The sequence below is a fragment of the Enterobacter cloacae complex sp. IR5441 genome, from assembly GCF_049238215.1.
In the GTDB taxonomy this organism is placed as follows: Bacteria; Pseudomonadota; Gammaproteobacteria; order Enterobacterales; family Enterobacteriaceae; genus Enterobacter; species Enterobacter hormaechei_C.
On the sequence record NZ_JBMKIA010000001.1, the window covers coordinates 274,636 to 289,024 of the forward strand.

The following is a 14,389-nucleotide window of genomic DNA, read 5'->3' on the forward strand; positions in this document are numbered from 1 at the left end:
GACGAAATGTCAAAAAACGAAAGTCAGGATCCTAAAAACGCTTAGCGTGCCGCTTCGTAAATACGACGGCTGACGTCCAGGGTGATGTCGCCATGCTCGCCGATCTGCGTCATACCGTGTGCTTCCAGTTTCGCCAGCAGGGCAGGGATGGAACTGCCGTCCAGGCCATAGCCAGAGAGACGCGTTGGCACGCCCAGGCTTTCAAAGAAGTGACGGGTGGCTTCAATCGCGGCATCGATACGCGCATCGTCGGAACCGTCGGTGATGTTCCACACGCGTTCGGCGTACTGGAGCAGTTTGGCGCGTTTAGCGTCACGTTTTTCGTTCCACAGCGCAGGCAGAACCACCGCCAGCGTCTGGGCGTGATCCAGGCCGTGCATCGCCGTTAGCTCGTGACCGAGCATATGAGTAGCCCAGTCCTGCGGCACGCCTGCGCCGATCAGGCCGTTCAGCGCCTGGGTGGCAGCCCACATCACGTTGGCACGCACGTCGTAATTTTCAGGCTCTTTCAGCGCTTTTGGACCTTCTTCAATCAGCGTCAGCAGAATGCCTTCCGCGAAACGATCCTGAATTTTGGCGTTTACCGGGTAAGTAACGTACTGCTCAACGGTGTGAACAAAGGCATCGACCACGCCGTTCGCCACCTGACGCGCAGGCAGGGTATAGGTGTAAACCGGATCGAGGATCGCGAACACGGGCTGAACGTGTTCGTTCATAAAGGCCTGCTTGTCACCGGTGGTTTTACGAGAGATGACCGCGCCTTTGTTGGACTCTGATCCGGTGGCCGGCAGCGTCAGCACGGAGCCCATCGGGATCGCACTGCTGATGTCGCTGCCGCCCGTTTCCAGAATATGCCACGGGTCGATGCCGTCAGCGTAATGGGCCGCCGCCGCGATGAATTTGGTGCCGTCCAGCACGGAACCGCCGCCCACAGCCAGCAGGAAGGTGATTTGCTCCTCACGGGCGATTTTTACCGCGTTCATCAGCGTTTCATAAGACGGGTTAGGCTCGATACCGCCGAACTCGCGCACGTCCAGACCTTCCAGAGCGCTGTACACCTGATCCAGTACGCCGGTTTTTTTCACGCTGCCGCCGCCGTAGGTAATCAGGACGCGGGCGTCCGTCGGGATTTGCGCGCGCAGGTCAGCGATAGCGTTTTTACCAAACAGAATGCGGGTTGGGGTATGAAGATTAAAGTTGTTCATGGCTTGTTCCCTGTAGTGGGTAAAAAATCGTGGTGGCGCAGAAGGCAACCTGATGCTGCTCATTGTGGCGGGCAGGCGCTATCCTCTCAATGCACATTCCTGCCGATGTCTTGCCCATTTCTACAGCGCGCTGGAGAAACGGTAAGAAAATGCGCACACTGTCAGCGTCGGAAACCGTACCCGGAGTAACTGAAAATGAACCGTGATGCCATCTGCCGCCAGCTAACGTCGCAGATTAAAAGACTGATAGATAACGGAAATGATTCGGCTGAGCTGTTGCCGGATATCCGATTGCTGTACGGTACCCAGCCCGGGACGCGCACCCCGGTGATGTATCAGCCCGGCATCGTGTTTCTCTTTTCTGGCCATAAGATTGGCTATATCAATGAGCGCGTGTTCCGTTACGACACCAATGAATATCTGCTTCTGACAGTACCTTTACCCTTCGAATGTGAAACTTTCGCGACAGAGGAGGTACCGCTGGCCGGGATCCGCGTCAACGTCGACATCCTCCAGTTGCAGGAGCTGCTGATGGAGATTGGGGAGGACGAACTTTTCCGGCCGTCAATGGCGGCAAGCGGTATCAACTCCGCGACCCTGTCGGAGGAAATTCTCTGCGCGATTGAACGCCTGTTAGACGTGATGGAAAGGCCGCTGGATGCGCGTATTCTCGGAAAGCAGATTATCCGCGAAATTCTTTACCATGTGCTGCTGGGACCGGGCGGCGGGGCGCTGCTGGCGCTGGTAAGCCGGCAAACGCACTTCAGCCTGATTAGCCGCGTGCTGAAGCGCATCGAGAGCCAGTACACGGAAAACCTCAGCGTTGACCAGCTGGCGGCGGAAGCCAATATGAGCGTCTCGGCGTTTCACCATAACTTTAAATCTGTCACCAGCACGTCACCGTTGCAGTACCTCAAAACCTACCGTCTGCATAAGGCGCGGATGCTGATGATCCACGATGGCATGAAGGCCAGCGCCGCGGCGATGCGGGTCGGGTATGAAAGCGCGTCGCAGTTTAGTCGGGAGTTTAAGCGCTACTTCGGCGTCACGCCGGGGGAAGATGCGTCACGTATAAGAACCATGCAGGGAGCCTGAGGGGAAACGGAGGCCGGGTAAGCGGTAGCGCCACCCGGCTTTTATTTATGCGCTGCAATACTTTTTCTTAATCACTACCGCAATGGTACCCACCAGCCCTGCAACCAGCAGGAAAATCGGCAGGATCATCAGGAAGGTCATCACCTGGTCTTCATGGCGCTTAACAAAGGGGATCATATTCAGCGCGTAGCCGAGCGTGGTGACCACGCCTACCCAGAGCAGGGCGCTCAGCCAGTTGAAGAACTGGAAGCGGCGGTTAGAGAGGCCTGAAATACCCGCCATGGTAGGCAACAGGGTACGAACAAACGCCAGAAAACGCCCGGCAAGTAACGCCAGCAGGCCGTGACGGTCAAACATGCAGGTCGCGCGCTGGTGATATTTATGCGGCAGCTGCGCCAGCCAGCCTTTCACCACGCGAGTGTTTCCAAGCCAGCGCCCTTGCAGGTAGCTCAGCCAACAGCCGAGACTGGCCGCAGAGGTGAGGATCACCATTGTCGGTGCGAAGTCCATCACGCCCTTGCCGATTAACGCCCCTGCGAGCAGGAGCAGGCTGTCACCGGGTAAAAATGAGGCTGGCAGTAATCCATTTTCCAGAAACAGCGTCGCGAACATCACGAAATAGACAATCCCGACGACATGCGGGTCCGCCAGCGCGGCAAAATCGTGTTGCCAGAGCGCCGTGATGATATTTTGAATAACAGCCATGGACTTTCCTGTGGAACAGCAGATATAACGCTATTGTACTCCCAATTTTGCCTGTCGGGGTTGATCGCAGGCGCATCTCATACAGACTTTTCTGCTTGCGGTGTTCAGAATAGCGTCCGGGGAGTACATTTCAGCCAGCACTTTACACGATGCGCTCAAATCCTGCCGATAAATCCGCAATTAAATCGTCCACATTTTCCAGCCCAATATGCAGGCGGATTAAGGTCCCCTCGAAGTCCACCTCGCCGCCCGGGCGCAGGGCCGCAATCTGCTCCGGCTGGTTGGGCAGGATCAGCGATTCAAACCCACCCCATGAATAGGCCATGCTGAAGAGGGTAAAGTTATCCAGATAGCTTGCCAGTTCGGCGTCATTCAGGCGCTTTTTAAGAACAAATGAGAACAACCCGCTGCTACCCGTAAAGTCACGTTGCCAGTATTCGTGGCCCTTGCTGCCCGGCAGCGCCGGATGGTTAACGCGCTCCACCTGCGGATGCAGCGCCAGCCACTGTGCAATTTGCAGGCTGCTTTCGTGATGCTGACGCAAACGCACACCGAGCGTACGGATGCCCCGGCTGGTCATGTAGGCGGTATCGGCATCCACCATCTGGCCCATCAGGTAGGCGTTTTCACGCAATTGATCCCAGCAGCGGGCGTTAGACACCGCCGTACCGATCATGCCGTCGGAATGGCCAATCAGGTATTTGGTCGCCGCCTGAATGGAGATATCGATGTCAAATTCCAGGGCTTTAAACAGCACACCTGCCGCCCAGGTGTTGTCGATCATGATGATCGCTTCCGGCGCTATGCTGCGCACCGCCTTCACGATGGCCGGGACGTCATGCACTTCCATGGTGATGGAGCCGGGAGATTCCAGGAACACAACGCGCGTGTTGGGCTGAATAAGCGCGGCAATACCGGCCCCAATCAGCGGATCGAACCAGCTGGTGGTGACGCCGAGCTTGCTGAGTATTTTGGTGCAGAAGTCCTGGCTTGGCTCGTAGGCGGTATTGGTCATCAGGACGTGGTCACCCTGTTCCACAAACGCCAGAATGGTATTGGCGACCGCCGCCGCGCCGCACGGGAACAGCGCGCAGCCCGCGCCGCCCTCCAGTTCGCACATGGCTTCCTGCAACGAGAAATGGGTTAACGTGCCACGACGACCGTAAAACAGCCCGCCCTTCGCGCGATTACGCGTAGCGATTTTTTTATCTTCAACGGTATCAAACACCAGCGAGGAGGCGCGCTGGATCACGCTGTTGACCGAGCCCTGCGTGTATTTTTTACTGCGTCCTGCCTGCACCAGCGTGGTCTCAAGCTGCTTTTTAGTCATGTTCGCTAACCCTATTTTTATACGTCTGGACGTCCAGACTACCACGATTGTCAGAATGTGCATCCGGATGCTTATCGAATAAGCAGAAAATATTATCAAAAATTCGCATAAGAAATTTTTACTGCGTAAGCGCAAGGAAAGTGAGCGAAAATTACGGCACTATGTAAATACTAATGAGAACTACTATCAATTCGACGACGTTTTGATATTATTACGTTCAGATTTTGTGATTTGCGTCCTGGAGATACAGAGTGGGTAATAATTTGATGCAGACGGATCTCTCCGTTTGGGGCATGTATCAACATGCTGACATCGTAGTTAAGATTGTGATGATCGGCCTGATTCTGGCGTCCGTGATCACCTGGGCTATCTTCTTCAGCAAGAGCGCCGAACTTCTTTCACAAAAACGCCGCCTCAAGCGTGAGCAGAAGCAGCTGGCGGAAGCCCGCTCTCTGGATCAGGCTTCTGATATCACCTCATCCTTCCATGCGAAAAGCCTGACTACCCTGTTAGTGAACGAAGCGCAGAACGAGCTGGAACTCTCCGCAGGCAGTGAAGATAACGAAGGCATTAAAGAGCGTACCGGCTTCCGTCTGGAGCGTCGCGTTGCGGCCGTGGGTCGTCATATGGGCCGCGGTAACGGCTACCTGGCGACTATCGGCGCCATCTCCCCGTTCGTCGGCCTGTTCGGTACCGTCTGGGGCATCATGAACAGCTTTATCGGTATCGCCCAGACGCAGACCACTAACCTTGCGGTCGTCGCGCCGGGTATCGCAGAAGCGCTGCTGGCCACGGCTATCGGTCTGGTTGCCGCTATCCCGGCGGTTGTTATCTATAACATCTTCGCGCGCATGATTGGCAGTTACAAAGCCACACTGGGTGACGTTGCCGCGCAGGTTCTGCTGCTGCAAAGCCGCGATCTGGACCTGAACGCCAGCGCCGTTAAACCGGTACATGCGGCGTCCAAACTGCGCGTAGGTTGATTGTATGGCAATGCGTCTTAATGAAAATCTGGACGATAACGGTGAAATGCATGAGATCAACGTGACGCCGTTTATCGACGTCATGCTGGTTCTGCTGATTATCTTTATGGTTGCCGCACCGCTGGCGACGGTGGACGTGAAGGTGAATCTGCCTGCGTCCTCCAGCCAGCCGCAGCCGCGTCCGGAAAAGCCTATTTACCTGTCCGTGAAGGCCGATAAGTCCATGTTCCTGGGCAACGATCCGGTAACGGATGCCTCGGTTATTCCGGCGCTGGACCAGCTGACCGGCGGCAAGAAAGACACCACCGTCTTCTTCCGCGCGGATAAAACCGTCGATTATGAAACCATGATGAAGGTAATGGACACGCTGCATCAGGCGGGATACCTGAAGATTGGTCTGGTCGGCGAAGAGAAAGCGGCCGCGAAGTAAAACGAAGGCTTTTGCAGCCTTCCCTGCCGGGTGGCGGCGTCGCCTTACCCGGCCTGCATTCCGCAACAATCATTGTTGACTCACACTGAAGGCGCCGTCGGCGCCTCTTCATCAAGCGCTACACAGGTCACGTTTGAAGTTCGGTAATGACCTTCCGAGAGTTTACGGGTCAGGCGCAGGGTGGCTGTCTCGCGTGCCAGCAGGTACTGATAGTTCGCCTCCAGTCGCCCGAGGATCTTCTCTTTAAGCTCAGGGCGCTGTTCAATAATGGCGTTCATCACCGCGCCGTAAATCTCCTCCTTGGCCTGCAAGGCGTAAATCTCCCGACGATTCTGCCATTTCAGGCGCACCAGCGTGGCCGGAATCGAAACCAAATCCTGCGTAATTCGCGTCATCTCGTCATTTTTTATCTTTTTCAGGGCGTCGAGATTCTGCTTTAAGATAAATTCATCGCTTTTCTTATCATCTAAAGTCAAATAAACGTTATTACCGCTGTCATCATTCACGTTAATCTTCCCCCAGGTTATAAAAAATGGGATTGTTTTTTTCACGCGTAATTAAATTAAGCCAAATTTCATTGCCGGCCTCATTTATTTGCTGCGTTTTCTCGGTCATTATTTGACTTAGCGTCTGGGCATCTATTTCCCCTTCGGCCTGTAAATCATTTAGTAGATGAACTAAGGCTTCAATCTTGATGGCGCGAAATAAACGCTCTTTTAAATGGCGATCGTGCTCTTCCAGCACCATATTACGGGATTTGCCGGTGCGTGAAACACCAATTAATATGTCGGCTTCATAGTCGGAGAGTTTTCTTTTTCCTTGAGTGAAATTCGCCTCTTTATCTGCTTCCGTCGAAGGCTGTTCCACAGGCGTAATGTGGTACTTTGCCGGGACAAGATTGTCGGGCAGCATTTTAATTTCCTTTAATTTCAAAAAAGGTGGGGGTGGAAAAAGGGTGAGATTCGTTGACAATAACATGAGGCAATTTTAAAATCAAAAAAAATGGAGCCTACCCATGAACAGCATTTTCTTTACGGTCATAACGTTACTATTACTGACCGCTGGCGTGCTTTTATTGATGCAAGCGTTAAATAAAACGAAAGCGTCAAAAGACGCCAGTGAACCGCCGCAGCCTGAATTGATGTCGAAAGAGGAGGGGGAAGATCATTTCTCCGTATTGATGAACGCCGTGACGCCGGTCTGGTACTGGCGGGTAAATCACGAATATATCGATTTTCTCCATGCGACAATTAAGCGAATGAAAATGGCTGAAATTAATGATACGCCCGGCCTGTTCGACGCGCAGCGCCGTTGTAGCGACCTTAATTCGGCGGTTTATAAATATTACGACAATATCAAAAAGCGCTGTCTGAATGGCGAGAAGGTGTCGTACTCCGATTTAGACGTATTAAATCTGCGCCAGTGTTTTCGCGAGTTTAGCCTGGAAGCCTACCCGGAACTGGTCGCGCTGGTCTGGCCGGAGTATGCGCGTCCGGATGTGGATCCCAACGAGGTATAGTTGAGATATACTGAGCGCTGGTTTCGTTTGCAGACAGGATTTTATGGAACGCTTCTTTGAAAACGCAATGTATGCCTCTCGCTGGCTGCTCGCACCCGTCTATTTTGGTCTCTCCCTGGCGTTGGTCGCCCTGACGATCAAGTTCTTCCAGGAGATATTTCACGTCCTGCCAAACATTTTCTCCGTGGCAGAAGCCGATTTGATTCTGGTTCTGCTGTCGCTGGTGGATATGACGCTGGTGGGGGGGTTACTGGTGATGGTGATGTTCTCCGGTTATGAGAATTTCGTCTCTCAGCTTGATATCGCCGAGCACAAAGAAAAGCTCAACTGGCTGGGGAAAATGGATGCCTCATCGCTGAAGAATAAAGTCGCGGCGTCGATTGTGGCGATTTCGTCTATACACCTGTTACGCGTCTTTATGAACGCGAAAAACGTCCCGGATAATAAGCTGATGTGGTATGTGATTATCCACCTGACGTTTGTGCTGTCGGCGTTTGTGATGGGGTATCTGGATAAGATCAGTAAGAAATAAATTCACCATGCCCCTCACCCTAACCCTCTCCCTGTGGGAGAGGGCCGGGGTGAGGGCAGCAGGCCGCACTATTTATTTATCCGACGACGCCTGCCACAAATTCAGCTCACCATCCGCAACGTGCTGGTCAATCCGCGTCAGTTCATCTTCGCTAAAGCGCAGGTTATTCAGCGCCTGAACGTTCTCTTCCAGCTGCTCCGGGCGGCTCGCGCCAATCAGCACCGACGTTACACGCTCATCTTTCAACAGCCAGCTTAGCGCCATCTGCGCCATCGTCTGCCCGCGCGCGTGCGCCATCTCGTTCAGCAAACGAAGGCTGCTCAGGTTGGCTTCCGTCAGCATTTTCTCCGTCAGGCCGCGCACTTTTTTCCCTTCGCGTTGCATACGTGAACCGTCCGGAATACCGTTCAGGTATTTTCCGGTGAGCAGGCCCTGTGCCAGCGGGGTAAAGGCGATACAGCCCGTTCCGTTTTTCTCCAGCGCGTCCAGCAGGCCGGTCTTGTCGACCCAGCGGTTAAGCAGGTTGTAAGACGGCTGGTGGATCAAAAGCGGGATCTTCCACTCGCGCAGCAATTCGGCCATTACCGCCGTGCGTTCCGTGGAGTAGGACGAAATGCCGACGTACAGCGCTTTTCCGCTCTGCACCGCGTGCGCCAGCGCGGAGGCGGTCTCTTCCATTGGCGTGTTTTCGTCTACGCGGTGAGAATAGAAAATATCCACATACTCCACACCCATGCGTTTCAGGCTCTGGTCGAGGCTGGCGAGCAGGTATTTACGTGAACCGCCCGAACCATACGGCCCTGGCCACATGTCGTAGCCCGCTTTGGTGGAGATGATCAGCTCGTCACGATACCCGGCAAAATCCTCCCGCAGCAGACGGCCAAAATTCTCTTCAGCGCTGCCCGGTGGGGGGCCGTAGTTGTTGGCAAGGTCAAAGTGGGTAATACCGAGATCGAAGGCCTTACGCAGCAGCGAGCGCTGGGAATCGAGCGGCTGAACGTGACCGAAGCTGTGCCACAGGCCTAGCGACAGTGCCGGTAAGCGCAGGCCGCTTTTGCCGCAGTATCGGTACTGCATGTTTTCGTATCGGCCGGTGTAAGGGTGCCAGGACATGATGTCTCCTTTCTTGTCGGTGAATTTTCGAAACAACGTTTTCATTCTATGCCGACTCGATAACAAAAAAGTATATTTTCTGCGGTATCTTCCGATAAAGAGGGTAGTACTCGCCTCTGGGCGAATTCACCCTCACGGCAAGGAATACTCAATGAAGATGCTTCGTAATTTCACCATCCGTTTCGTCATGCTGACGATACTGGGGATCTTTTGTGTCATGTGGGCAGGCGTGGGGCTTTACAGCACCTGGTCTCTGTCTCGTGTTTCTGATGGTAATGATGTTGACCGCCAGCTGGTCCGGCAAATGACGGTGCTGAGCCAGGGCAACGATCAGTATTTCCGTTTCGTCACCCGCCTGAGCCGGGCGATGGAAGTTAAAGCGGCGGGCGGCACGCCGGACCTGGCTCCTGCTCAGCAGGCGCTGGATAACATGAGTAAAAAGCTGGCAGAGATGAAAGCTATCTCTCCGGGCCCGATGGATGAAAAGGTGTCTGCGCAGGTGATTTCCACCTGGCAGGCGCTGCTCGAGCGTGGCGTGACGCCGCAGATGGCGCAGGCGAAGCAGGCGACGCTCGAAGGCTATCGTCAGCATGCCAACAACGTCACGCCGCCGCTAAGCCGTGCATTCGGGTCAGCGGCTGAGAACTTTAACAACACCGCGGCGAAGGCGCTCGACAGCACGCGGGTGGTGGTCGACGGCCTCACCAGCATGACCCGGACGGTGATTATCACCGCCACGATCGTGGGTCTGTTGATCCTGCTGTTCACCGACCGCTACCTGGTGGCGATACTGGTAAAACCGCTGGATCGTATCCGTCAGCAGTTCCGCCAGATTGCGCAGGGCGATCTCAGCCAGCCGATTGAATCCTTTGGCCGCAACTGCGTGGGGCAACTGGTGCCGCTGCTGAGCGCCATGCAGGACAGCCTGCGGGAAGCGGTCAGCACGATTCGTTCCGGCAGCGAGAATATCTGGCGCGGGGCTACGGAGATCTCCAGCGGGAATAACGATCTCTCTTCGCGTACCGAAGAGCAGGCCGCCGCGCTGGAAGAGACCGCGGCCAGCATGGAGCAGCTAACCGCAACGGTGAAGCTGAACGCCGAAAGCGCGCGCCAGGCCAGCCAGCTTGCGGATGTCGCCTCCAGTACGGCCAGCCGCGGCGGCTCGCTGGTGGAAGATGTGGTCACAACCATGAGCGGCATTTCGGACAGCTCGAAAAAAATCGCTGAAATCACTACCGTCATCAACAGCATCGCCTTCCAGACCAATATTCTGGCGCTGAACGCCGCGGTGGAAGCGGCCCGGGCCGGGGAGCAGGGGCGGGGCTTTGCGGTCGTGGCGGGTGAGGTGCGTAATCTGGCCAGCCGCAGCGCGAATGCGGCAAAAGAGATCGAAGGGTTGATTGCAGATTCCGTTGCCCGCGTGGAGCAGGGGGCGCAGCTGGTGAACGATACCGGCACCACGATGGAAGCGATCCTGCGCGACGTGACGGAAGTGACCGTCATTATGAAGCAGATCGCCACCGCGTCAGAGGAGCAGAGCAAAGGTATTTCTCAGGTCGGCGTTGCCATCACGCAGATGGACGGCGTGACCCAGCAGAACGCCTCGCTGGTGGAGCAGGTTTCCGCCGCCGCCGCCGCACTTGAACGGCAGACCGAAGAACTCCAGCGCTCAGTGCAGAAATTCCGTCTCACCGCGTAACCTCTCGTGTCAGGCCGTCTCTGGCGGCCTGACGTTTATCGCTCTGAATAATCTGTGTCACCTGCGACAGCTGACCAATTTTCACTTCACTTGCCCGCATAAATTTACTTTTGTCGATCAGCAGCAGCGACTGGCTGGCGCGGTTTAACAGCAGCGCCTTAAAGCCCGCGTTGTGCTCGGACGGATCCCAAAGGACGCCATGCTCATCGACCCCTTCACACGAGAAGATGAACAGATCGATCTCCAGCCCTTTTAGCTGCGTCACCAGCGCCGGGTTAACATAGCAGCGATACTTACGCTCAAGCGTTCCGCCGGAGCAGATAAGCGTGATCCGCTCGCGCTTTGCCATCTCGTGGCAGATAGGCAGACTGTTGGTAAATACGGTGAGGTCGATGTCCGGCAACTGGCGCGCCAGATGAAAGCAGGTTGAGCTGGCGTCGAGGGCGATGGTCATCCCTTCGCTGATCCAGCCCAGCGCGTGGCGGGCAATATCGGCTTTGTCGGCATAATGGCTTTTCAGGCGTGCGCCAAAGGGTTCACCGCTGTCGCGGCTGTCCGGATGAATCAGACGCGCGCGCCCGTGCTGGCGCAGAAGCTTCCCCTGCTGCTGCAACGACTTCAGATCCCGGCGGATGGTCTCTTTGCTGACGGAGAGCTTTTCAGCCAGCACATCGGTAGTCAGCCAGTCGCTTTTACTCAGCAAGGTGATAAGACTCTGCTGTCGGGTCGCTTTTAGCGTCTGGTCTGACATACGAGGCTCCTTGCGCACGCGTGCTGACGCATTTTTCTCATCGCGGAAGAAGGGCGGCGAACCGCCCGGTCATGGATCAACCCTGACGTTTATCTTCCGTCTGGGTATCGAAGTCGCTTGCTGAATGACGCTCATGTAACTGCTCGTTCAGCTCGCCGTTGGTACGGTTAACAATGCGCCCGCGTTTAACGGCCGGACGATTCGCCACATCTTTTGCCCAGCGCTGCACGTTGGTGTACTTCCCGGCATCCAGGAACTCGGCGGCGTTATACACGCTGCCCAGCGCCACGCAGCCAAACCATGGCCAGACTGCCATATCCGCAATGGTATATTCCTCACCCGCTACGTAACGACCGCGCGCCAGCTGTTTGTCCAGCACGTCGAACAGGCGTTTAGCTTCCATGGTGAAGCGATCGATAGCGTACTCAATCTTCACCGGTGCGTAGTTATAGAAGTGGCCAAAACCGCCGCCGAGGAACGGGGCCGCGCCCTGTAACCAGAACAGCCAGTTCAGGGTTTCCGTTCGTCCTGCCGGATCTTTTGGCAGGAAGTGACCAAATTTCTCGGCCAGGTAGAGCAGGATATTGCCGGATTCAAAGACGCGCGTCGGCGGGGTGGTGGAGTGGTCACGCAGGGCCGGGATCTTCGAGTTCGGGTTCACGTCGACAAAACCGCTGGAGAACTGATCGCCCTCACCAATGCGGATCAACCATGCGTCGTATTCCGCGCCCGTCACGCCCAGCGCCAGCAGCTCTTCCAGCATGATGGTAACTTTCTGTCCATTCGGCGTACCGAGAGAGTACAGCTGGAGCGGGTGCGCGCCCACAGGTAGCTCTTTCTCGTGCGTCGCGCCCGAGACGGGACGGTTGATATTGGCGAACGCGCCGCCGTTATTCTGTTTCCATTCCCACACTTTCGGTGGCTGATAGGTGTTATCTGACATGTTGGCCTGCCTTTTTGGTGTTGTGTTGAGGCAGTGTAGCAGGAGATGCAGGAACCGTTTAACGATGCGAGCGTAATGGGCAGGGCGGGTGTATGATAACGCCACCTCTGTCAGTTAATTACAACGTGCAGACGACGACAACCCCACAAAAAATTGCCGCCTGCCTGTCTTAGGTTGGACACATGCGTAAAGGAACGTTAAGCAGTGACGCACCCTTCGGGACGTTATTAGGTTATGCGCCGGGTGGCGTGGCGATTTACTCTTCAAATTACGGCAGTCTCGATCCGCGTCACTACCCGGAAGACGCGGAATTTCGCAGCTATATCGGCAACGAATACATGGGCCATAAATGGCAGTGCGTTGAGTTTGCGCGCCGTTTCCTGTTTCTCAATCACGGGTTTGTTTTTACCGACGTCGGGATGGCGTGGGAGATCTTCTCCCTGCGTTTTTTGCGCCAGGTGGTAAACGACAATATTTTGCCGCTACAGGCCTTTGCTAATGGCTCGAAACGCGCGCCGCAGGCCGGTGCGCTGCTCATCTGGCAAAAGGGCGGTGAGTTTCATGAGACCGGCCACGTCGCCGTCATTACCCAGCTGCTGGATGACAGAGTGCGCATTGCCGAGCAGAACGTTATTCACTCCCCGCTGCCGATGGGGCAGCAGTGGACGCGCGAGCTGCGTCTGAGCGTGGAGGACGGTTGCTATACGCTTCATGACACGTTCAACGATACCGAGATCCTCGGCTGGATGATCCAGACGGAGGAGACGGAACACAGTATTCCTCAGCCGGAGATCGACGGTGAACTGCTGAAAATCAGCGGCGCGCGGTTGAAGAACAACCGTCAGTTCGACGGAAAATGGCTCAATGAAAACGACGCCCTGCAACAGGCGTACGTTCGCGCCAACGGCCACGTTATCAACAACGATCCCTGCCAGTACTTTACCATTACCGAAAGCGCCGAGCAGGAGCTGATCAAAGCCACCAACGAACTGCATCTGATGTACCTTCATGCCACCGACAAGGTGCTGAAAGACGACAGCTTACTCGCGCTTTTCGACATCCCGAAAATTCTCTGGCCGCGTCTGCGTCTTTCATGGCAGTGGCGTCGTCACCATATGATCACCGGTCGTATGGATTTCTGCATGGATGATCGCGGCATCAAGGTTTACGAGTACAACGCGGATTCCGCCTCCTGCCATACCGAGGGCGGGCTCATTCTTGAAGAGTGGGTGAAAAACGGCTATCGCGGCACCGGCCACAATCCGGCGGAAGGCTTGCTGGAGGAGCTGACCGGCGCATGGAAGCACAGCCACGCGCGGCCGTTCGTCCATATCATGCAGGACAACGATATCGAAGAGGATTACCACGCGCTCTTTATTCAGCGCTCGCTGATCCAGGCCGGGTTTGAAACCAAAATCCTGCATGGACTGGGGGCGCTGAGCTGGGATGCCGCCGGGCAACTGATTGATGATGAAGGCCGTCACGTCAACTGCGTATGGAAAACCTGGGCGTGGGAAACGGCGATTGAGCAGATCCGCGAGGTGAGCGAAACCGAGTACGCCGCCGTGCCTATCCGCACCGGTCACCCGCAAGGTGAAGTGCGCCTGATTGACGTCCTGCTGCGCCCGGAAGTGCTGGTCTTTGAACCGCTGTGGACGGTGATCCCAGGTAACAAGGCGATCCTGCCGGTGCTGTGGCAGCTGTTCCCGAACCACCGTTACCTGCTGGATACCGATTTTGAGGTCAACGATCTGCTCAAACGGACCGGTTATGCCGTTAAACCGATCGCCGGACGCTGCGGGAGCAATATCGATCTGATCGGCGCCCAGGACGAACTGCTGGACCAGTCCAGCGGCAAGTTTGTTGACCGCAAAAATATCTACCAGCAGCTATGGTGCCTGCCGAAGGTTGACGGCAGATACATTCAGGTCTGCACTTTTACCGTGGGCGGGAACTATGGCGGAACCTGTCTGCGCGGGGATGACTCGCTGGTGGTGAAGAAAGAGAGCGATATTGAACCGCTGATTGTGGTGAAAGATAAATAGCGTCTCCCTGTTATAAAAACGCCCCCGCAGGGCATGTTG

15 protein-coding genes are annotated in these 14,389 nt (G+C 55.6%); 7 read left to right on the forward strand and 8 right to left on the reverse strand.

Annotation, left to right across the window (positions count from 1 at the left end; all coding sequences use genetic code 11):
• Nucleotides 1-41: 41 nt before the first annotated feature.
• The gene (gene yqhD, locus ACOTX5_RS01305; RefSeq protein ID WP_003862492.1) at nucleotides 42-1,205 is read right to left on the reverse strand and encodes an alcohol dehydrogenase; all 1,164 of its coding nucleotides are present in this window, start codon (nucleotides 1,203-1,205) and stop codon (nucleotides 42-44) included.
• 195 nt (nucleotides 1,206-1,400) lie between these two features.
• On the opposite strand from yqhD, the gene ACOTX5_RS01310 reads away from it, so the two are divergent.
• The gene (locus ACOTX5_RS01310; RefSeq protein ID WP_017382749.1) at nucleotides 1,401-2,300 is read left to right on the forward strand and encodes an AraC family transcriptional regulator; all 900 of its coding nucleotides are present in this window, start codon (nucleotides 1,401-1,403) and stop codon (nucleotides 2,298-2,300) included.
• A 45-nt stretch (nucleotides 2,301-2,345) separates the two neighbouring features.
• Here ACOTX5_RS01310 and yghB read toward each other — a convergent pair whose 3' ends face one another.
• Entirely contained in the window at nucleotides 2,346-3,005 is a 660-nt protein-coding gene (gene yghB / locus ACOTX5_RS01315; RefSeq protein WP_015571869.1) for a DedA family general envelope maintenance protein YghB, read from the reverse strand.
• A 142-nt stretch (nucleotides 3,006-3,147) separates the two neighbouring features.
• Entirely contained in the window at nucleotides 3,148-4,335 is a 1,188-nt protein-coding gene (gene metC, locus ACOTX5_RS01320) for a cystathionine beta-lyase (RefSeq protein WP_015571868.1), read from the reverse strand.
• Nucleotides 4,336-4,586: 251 nt separating this feature from the next.
• On the opposite strand from metC, the gene exbB reads away from it, so the two are divergent.
• The gene (gene exbB / locus ACOTX5_RS01325) at nucleotides 4,587-5,318 is read left to right on the forward strand and encodes a tol-pal system-associated acyl-CoA thioesterase (RefSeq protein ID WP_003862482.1); all 732 of its coding nucleotides are present in this window, start codon (nucleotides 4,587-4,589) and stop codon (nucleotides 5,316-5,318) included.
• Nucleotides 5,319-5,322: 4 nt separating this feature from the next.
• On the forward strand, nucleotides 5,323-5,748 hold the full coding sequence (gene exbD, locus ACOTX5_RS01330) for a TonB system transport protein ExbD (RefSeq protein ID WP_001251472.1): 426 nt from the start codon (nucleotides 5,323-5,325) through the stop codon (nucleotides 5,746-5,748).
• 80 nt (nucleotides 5,749-5,828) lie between these two features.
• Here the strand turns inward: exbD and ACOTX5_RS01335 are convergent, their stop codons facing one another.
• Together ACOTX5_RS01335 and ACOTX5_RS01340 are read right to left on the reverse strand one after the other, a co-directional pair.
• Entirely contained in the window at nucleotides 5,829-6,254 is a 426-nt protein-coding gene (locus tag ACOTX5_RS01335) for a hypothetical protein (RefSeq protein ID WP_017382748.1), read from the reverse strand.
• 1 nt (nucleotide 6,255) lies between these two features.
• A complete protein-coding gene (locus ACOTX5_RS01340; RefSeq protein WP_032649523.1) occupies nucleotides 6,256-6,660 on the reverse strand; it encodes a hypothetical protein in 405 nt (134 codons plus the stop codon).
• A gap of 103 nt (nucleotides 6,661-6,763) precedes the next feature.
• On the opposite strand from ACOTX5_RS01340, the gene ACOTX5_RS01345 reads away from it, so the two are divergent.
• Nucleotides 6,764-7,267, forward strand: coding sequence for an ESA_00282 family adhesion-associated protein (locus tag ACOTX5_RS01345; protein ID WP_015571866.1), 504 nt, complete (start codon nucleotides 6,764-6,766; stop codon nucleotides 7,265-7,267).
• A 43-nt stretch (nucleotides 7,268-7,310) separates the two neighbouring features.
• Complete coding sequence (locus ACOTX5_RS01350) at nucleotides 7,311-7,799, forward strand: TIGR00645 family protein (protein WP_045910780.1); 489 nt, start codon at nucleotides 7,311-7,313, stop codon at nucleotides 7,797-7,799.
• Nucleotides 7,800-7,871: 72 nt separating this feature from the next.
• Here ACOTX5_RS01350 and ACOTX5_RS01355 read toward each other — a convergent pair whose 3' ends face one another.
• Entirely contained in the window at nucleotides 7,872-8,912 is a 1,041-nt protein-coding gene (locus ACOTX5_RS01355; protein ID WP_045343997.1) for an aldo/keto reductase, read from the reverse strand.
• 151 nt (nucleotides 8,913-9,063) lie between these two features.
• Between ACOTX5_RS01355 and ACOTX5_RS01360 the strand changes: the two genes are divergently transcribed.
• A complete protein-coding gene (locus ACOTX5_RS01360; protein ID WP_045910779.1) occupies nucleotides 9,064-10,611 on the forward strand; it encodes a methyl-accepting chemotaxis protein in 1,548 nt (515 codons plus the stop codon).
• On the opposite strand, the gene fucR is transcribed toward ACOTX5_RS01360, so the two are convergent.
• Both fucR and yghU read right to left on the reverse strand, forming a co-directional pair.
• Nucleotides 10,601-11,362, reverse strand: coding sequence for an L-fucose operon activator (gene fucR / locus ACOTX5_RS01365; protein ID WP_015571863.1), 762 nt, complete (start codon nucleotides 11,360-11,362; stop codon nucleotides 10,601-10,603). The genes ACOTX5_RS01360 and fucR overlap by 11 nt on opposite strands.
• Before the next feature lie 76 nt (nucleotides 11,363-11,438).
• Nucleotides 11,439-12,305 carry a glutathione-dependent disulfide-bond oxidoreductase gene (gene yghU / locus ACOTX5_RS01370; protein ID WP_003862465.1) on the reverse strand — a complete coding sequence of 289 codons (867 nt, stop codon included), beginning with the start codon at nucleotides 12,303-12,305 and terminating at the stop codon, nucleotides 11,439-11,441.
• A 182-nt stretch (nucleotides 12,306-12,487) separates the two neighbouring features.
• Here yghU and gss point away from each other — a divergent pair, with 182 nt between their 5' ends.
• Nucleotides 12,488-14,350, forward strand: a complete 1,863-nt coding sequence (gene gss, locus ACOTX5_RS01375; protein ID WP_039269769.1) for a bifunctional glutathionylspermidine amidase/synthase — start codon at nucleotides 12,488-12,490, stop codon at nucleotides 14,348-14,350.
• Nucleotides 14,351-14,389: the final 39 nt, after the last annotated feature.

What these genes read in the sequence shown, in the direction of transcription:
- ACOTX5_RS01345 (WP_015571866.1), top strand. Translation starts at nt 6,764, where the DNA reads ATGAACAGCATTTTCTTTACGGTCATAACGTTACTATTACTGACCGCT.
- metC (WP_015571868.1), bottom strand. Translation starts at nt 4,335, where the DNA reads ATGACTAAAAAGCAGCTTGAGACCACGCTGGTGCAGGCAGGACGCAGT.
- yghU (WP_003862465.1), bottom strand. Translation starts at nt 12,305, where the DNA reads ATGTCAGATAACACCTATCAGCCACCGAAAGTGTGGGAATGGAAACAG.
- yqhD (WP_003862492.1), bottom strand. Translation starts at nt 1,205, where the DNA reads ATGAACAACTTTAATCTTCATACCCCAACCCGCATTCTGTTTGGTAAA.
- ACOTX5_RS01310 (WP_017382749.1), top strand. Translation starts at nt 1,401, where the DNA reads ATGAACCGTGATGCCATCTGCCGCCAGCTAACGTCGCAGATTAAAAGA.
- ACOTX5_RS01355 (WP_045343997.1), bottom strand. Translation starts at nt 8,912, where the DNA reads ATGTCCTGGCACCCTTACACCGGCCGATACGAAAACATGCAGTACCGA.
- gss (WP_039269769.1), top strand. Translation starts at nt 12,488, where the DNA reads ATGCGTAAAGGAACGTTAAGCAGTGACGCACCCTTCGGGACGTTATTA.
- fucR (WP_015571863.1), bottom strand. Translation starts at nt 11,362, where the DNA reads ATGTCAGACCAGACGCTAAAAGCGACCCGACAGCAGAGTCTTATCACC.
- ACOTX5_RS01360 (WP_045910779.1), top strand. Translation starts at nt 9,064, where the DNA reads ATGAAGATGCTTCGTAATTTCACCATCCGTTTCGTCATGCTGACGATA.
- yghB (WP_015571869.1), bottom strand. Translation starts at nt 3,005, where the DNA reads ATGGCTGTTATTCAAAATATCATCACGGCGCTCTGGCAACACGATTTT.
- ACOTX5_RS01340 (WP_032649523.1), bottom strand. Translation starts at nt 6,660, where the DNA reads ATGCTGCCCGACAATCTTGTCCCGGCAAAGTACCACATTACGCCTGTG.
- ACOTX5_RS01350 (WP_045910780.1), top strand. Translation starts at nt 7,311, where the DNA reads ATGGAACGCTTCTTTGAAAACGCAATGTATGCCTCTCGCTGGCTGCTC.
- exbD (WP_001251472.1), top strand. Translation starts at nt 5,323, where the DNA reads ATGGCAATGCGTCTTAATGAAAATCTGGACGATAACGGTGAAATGCAT.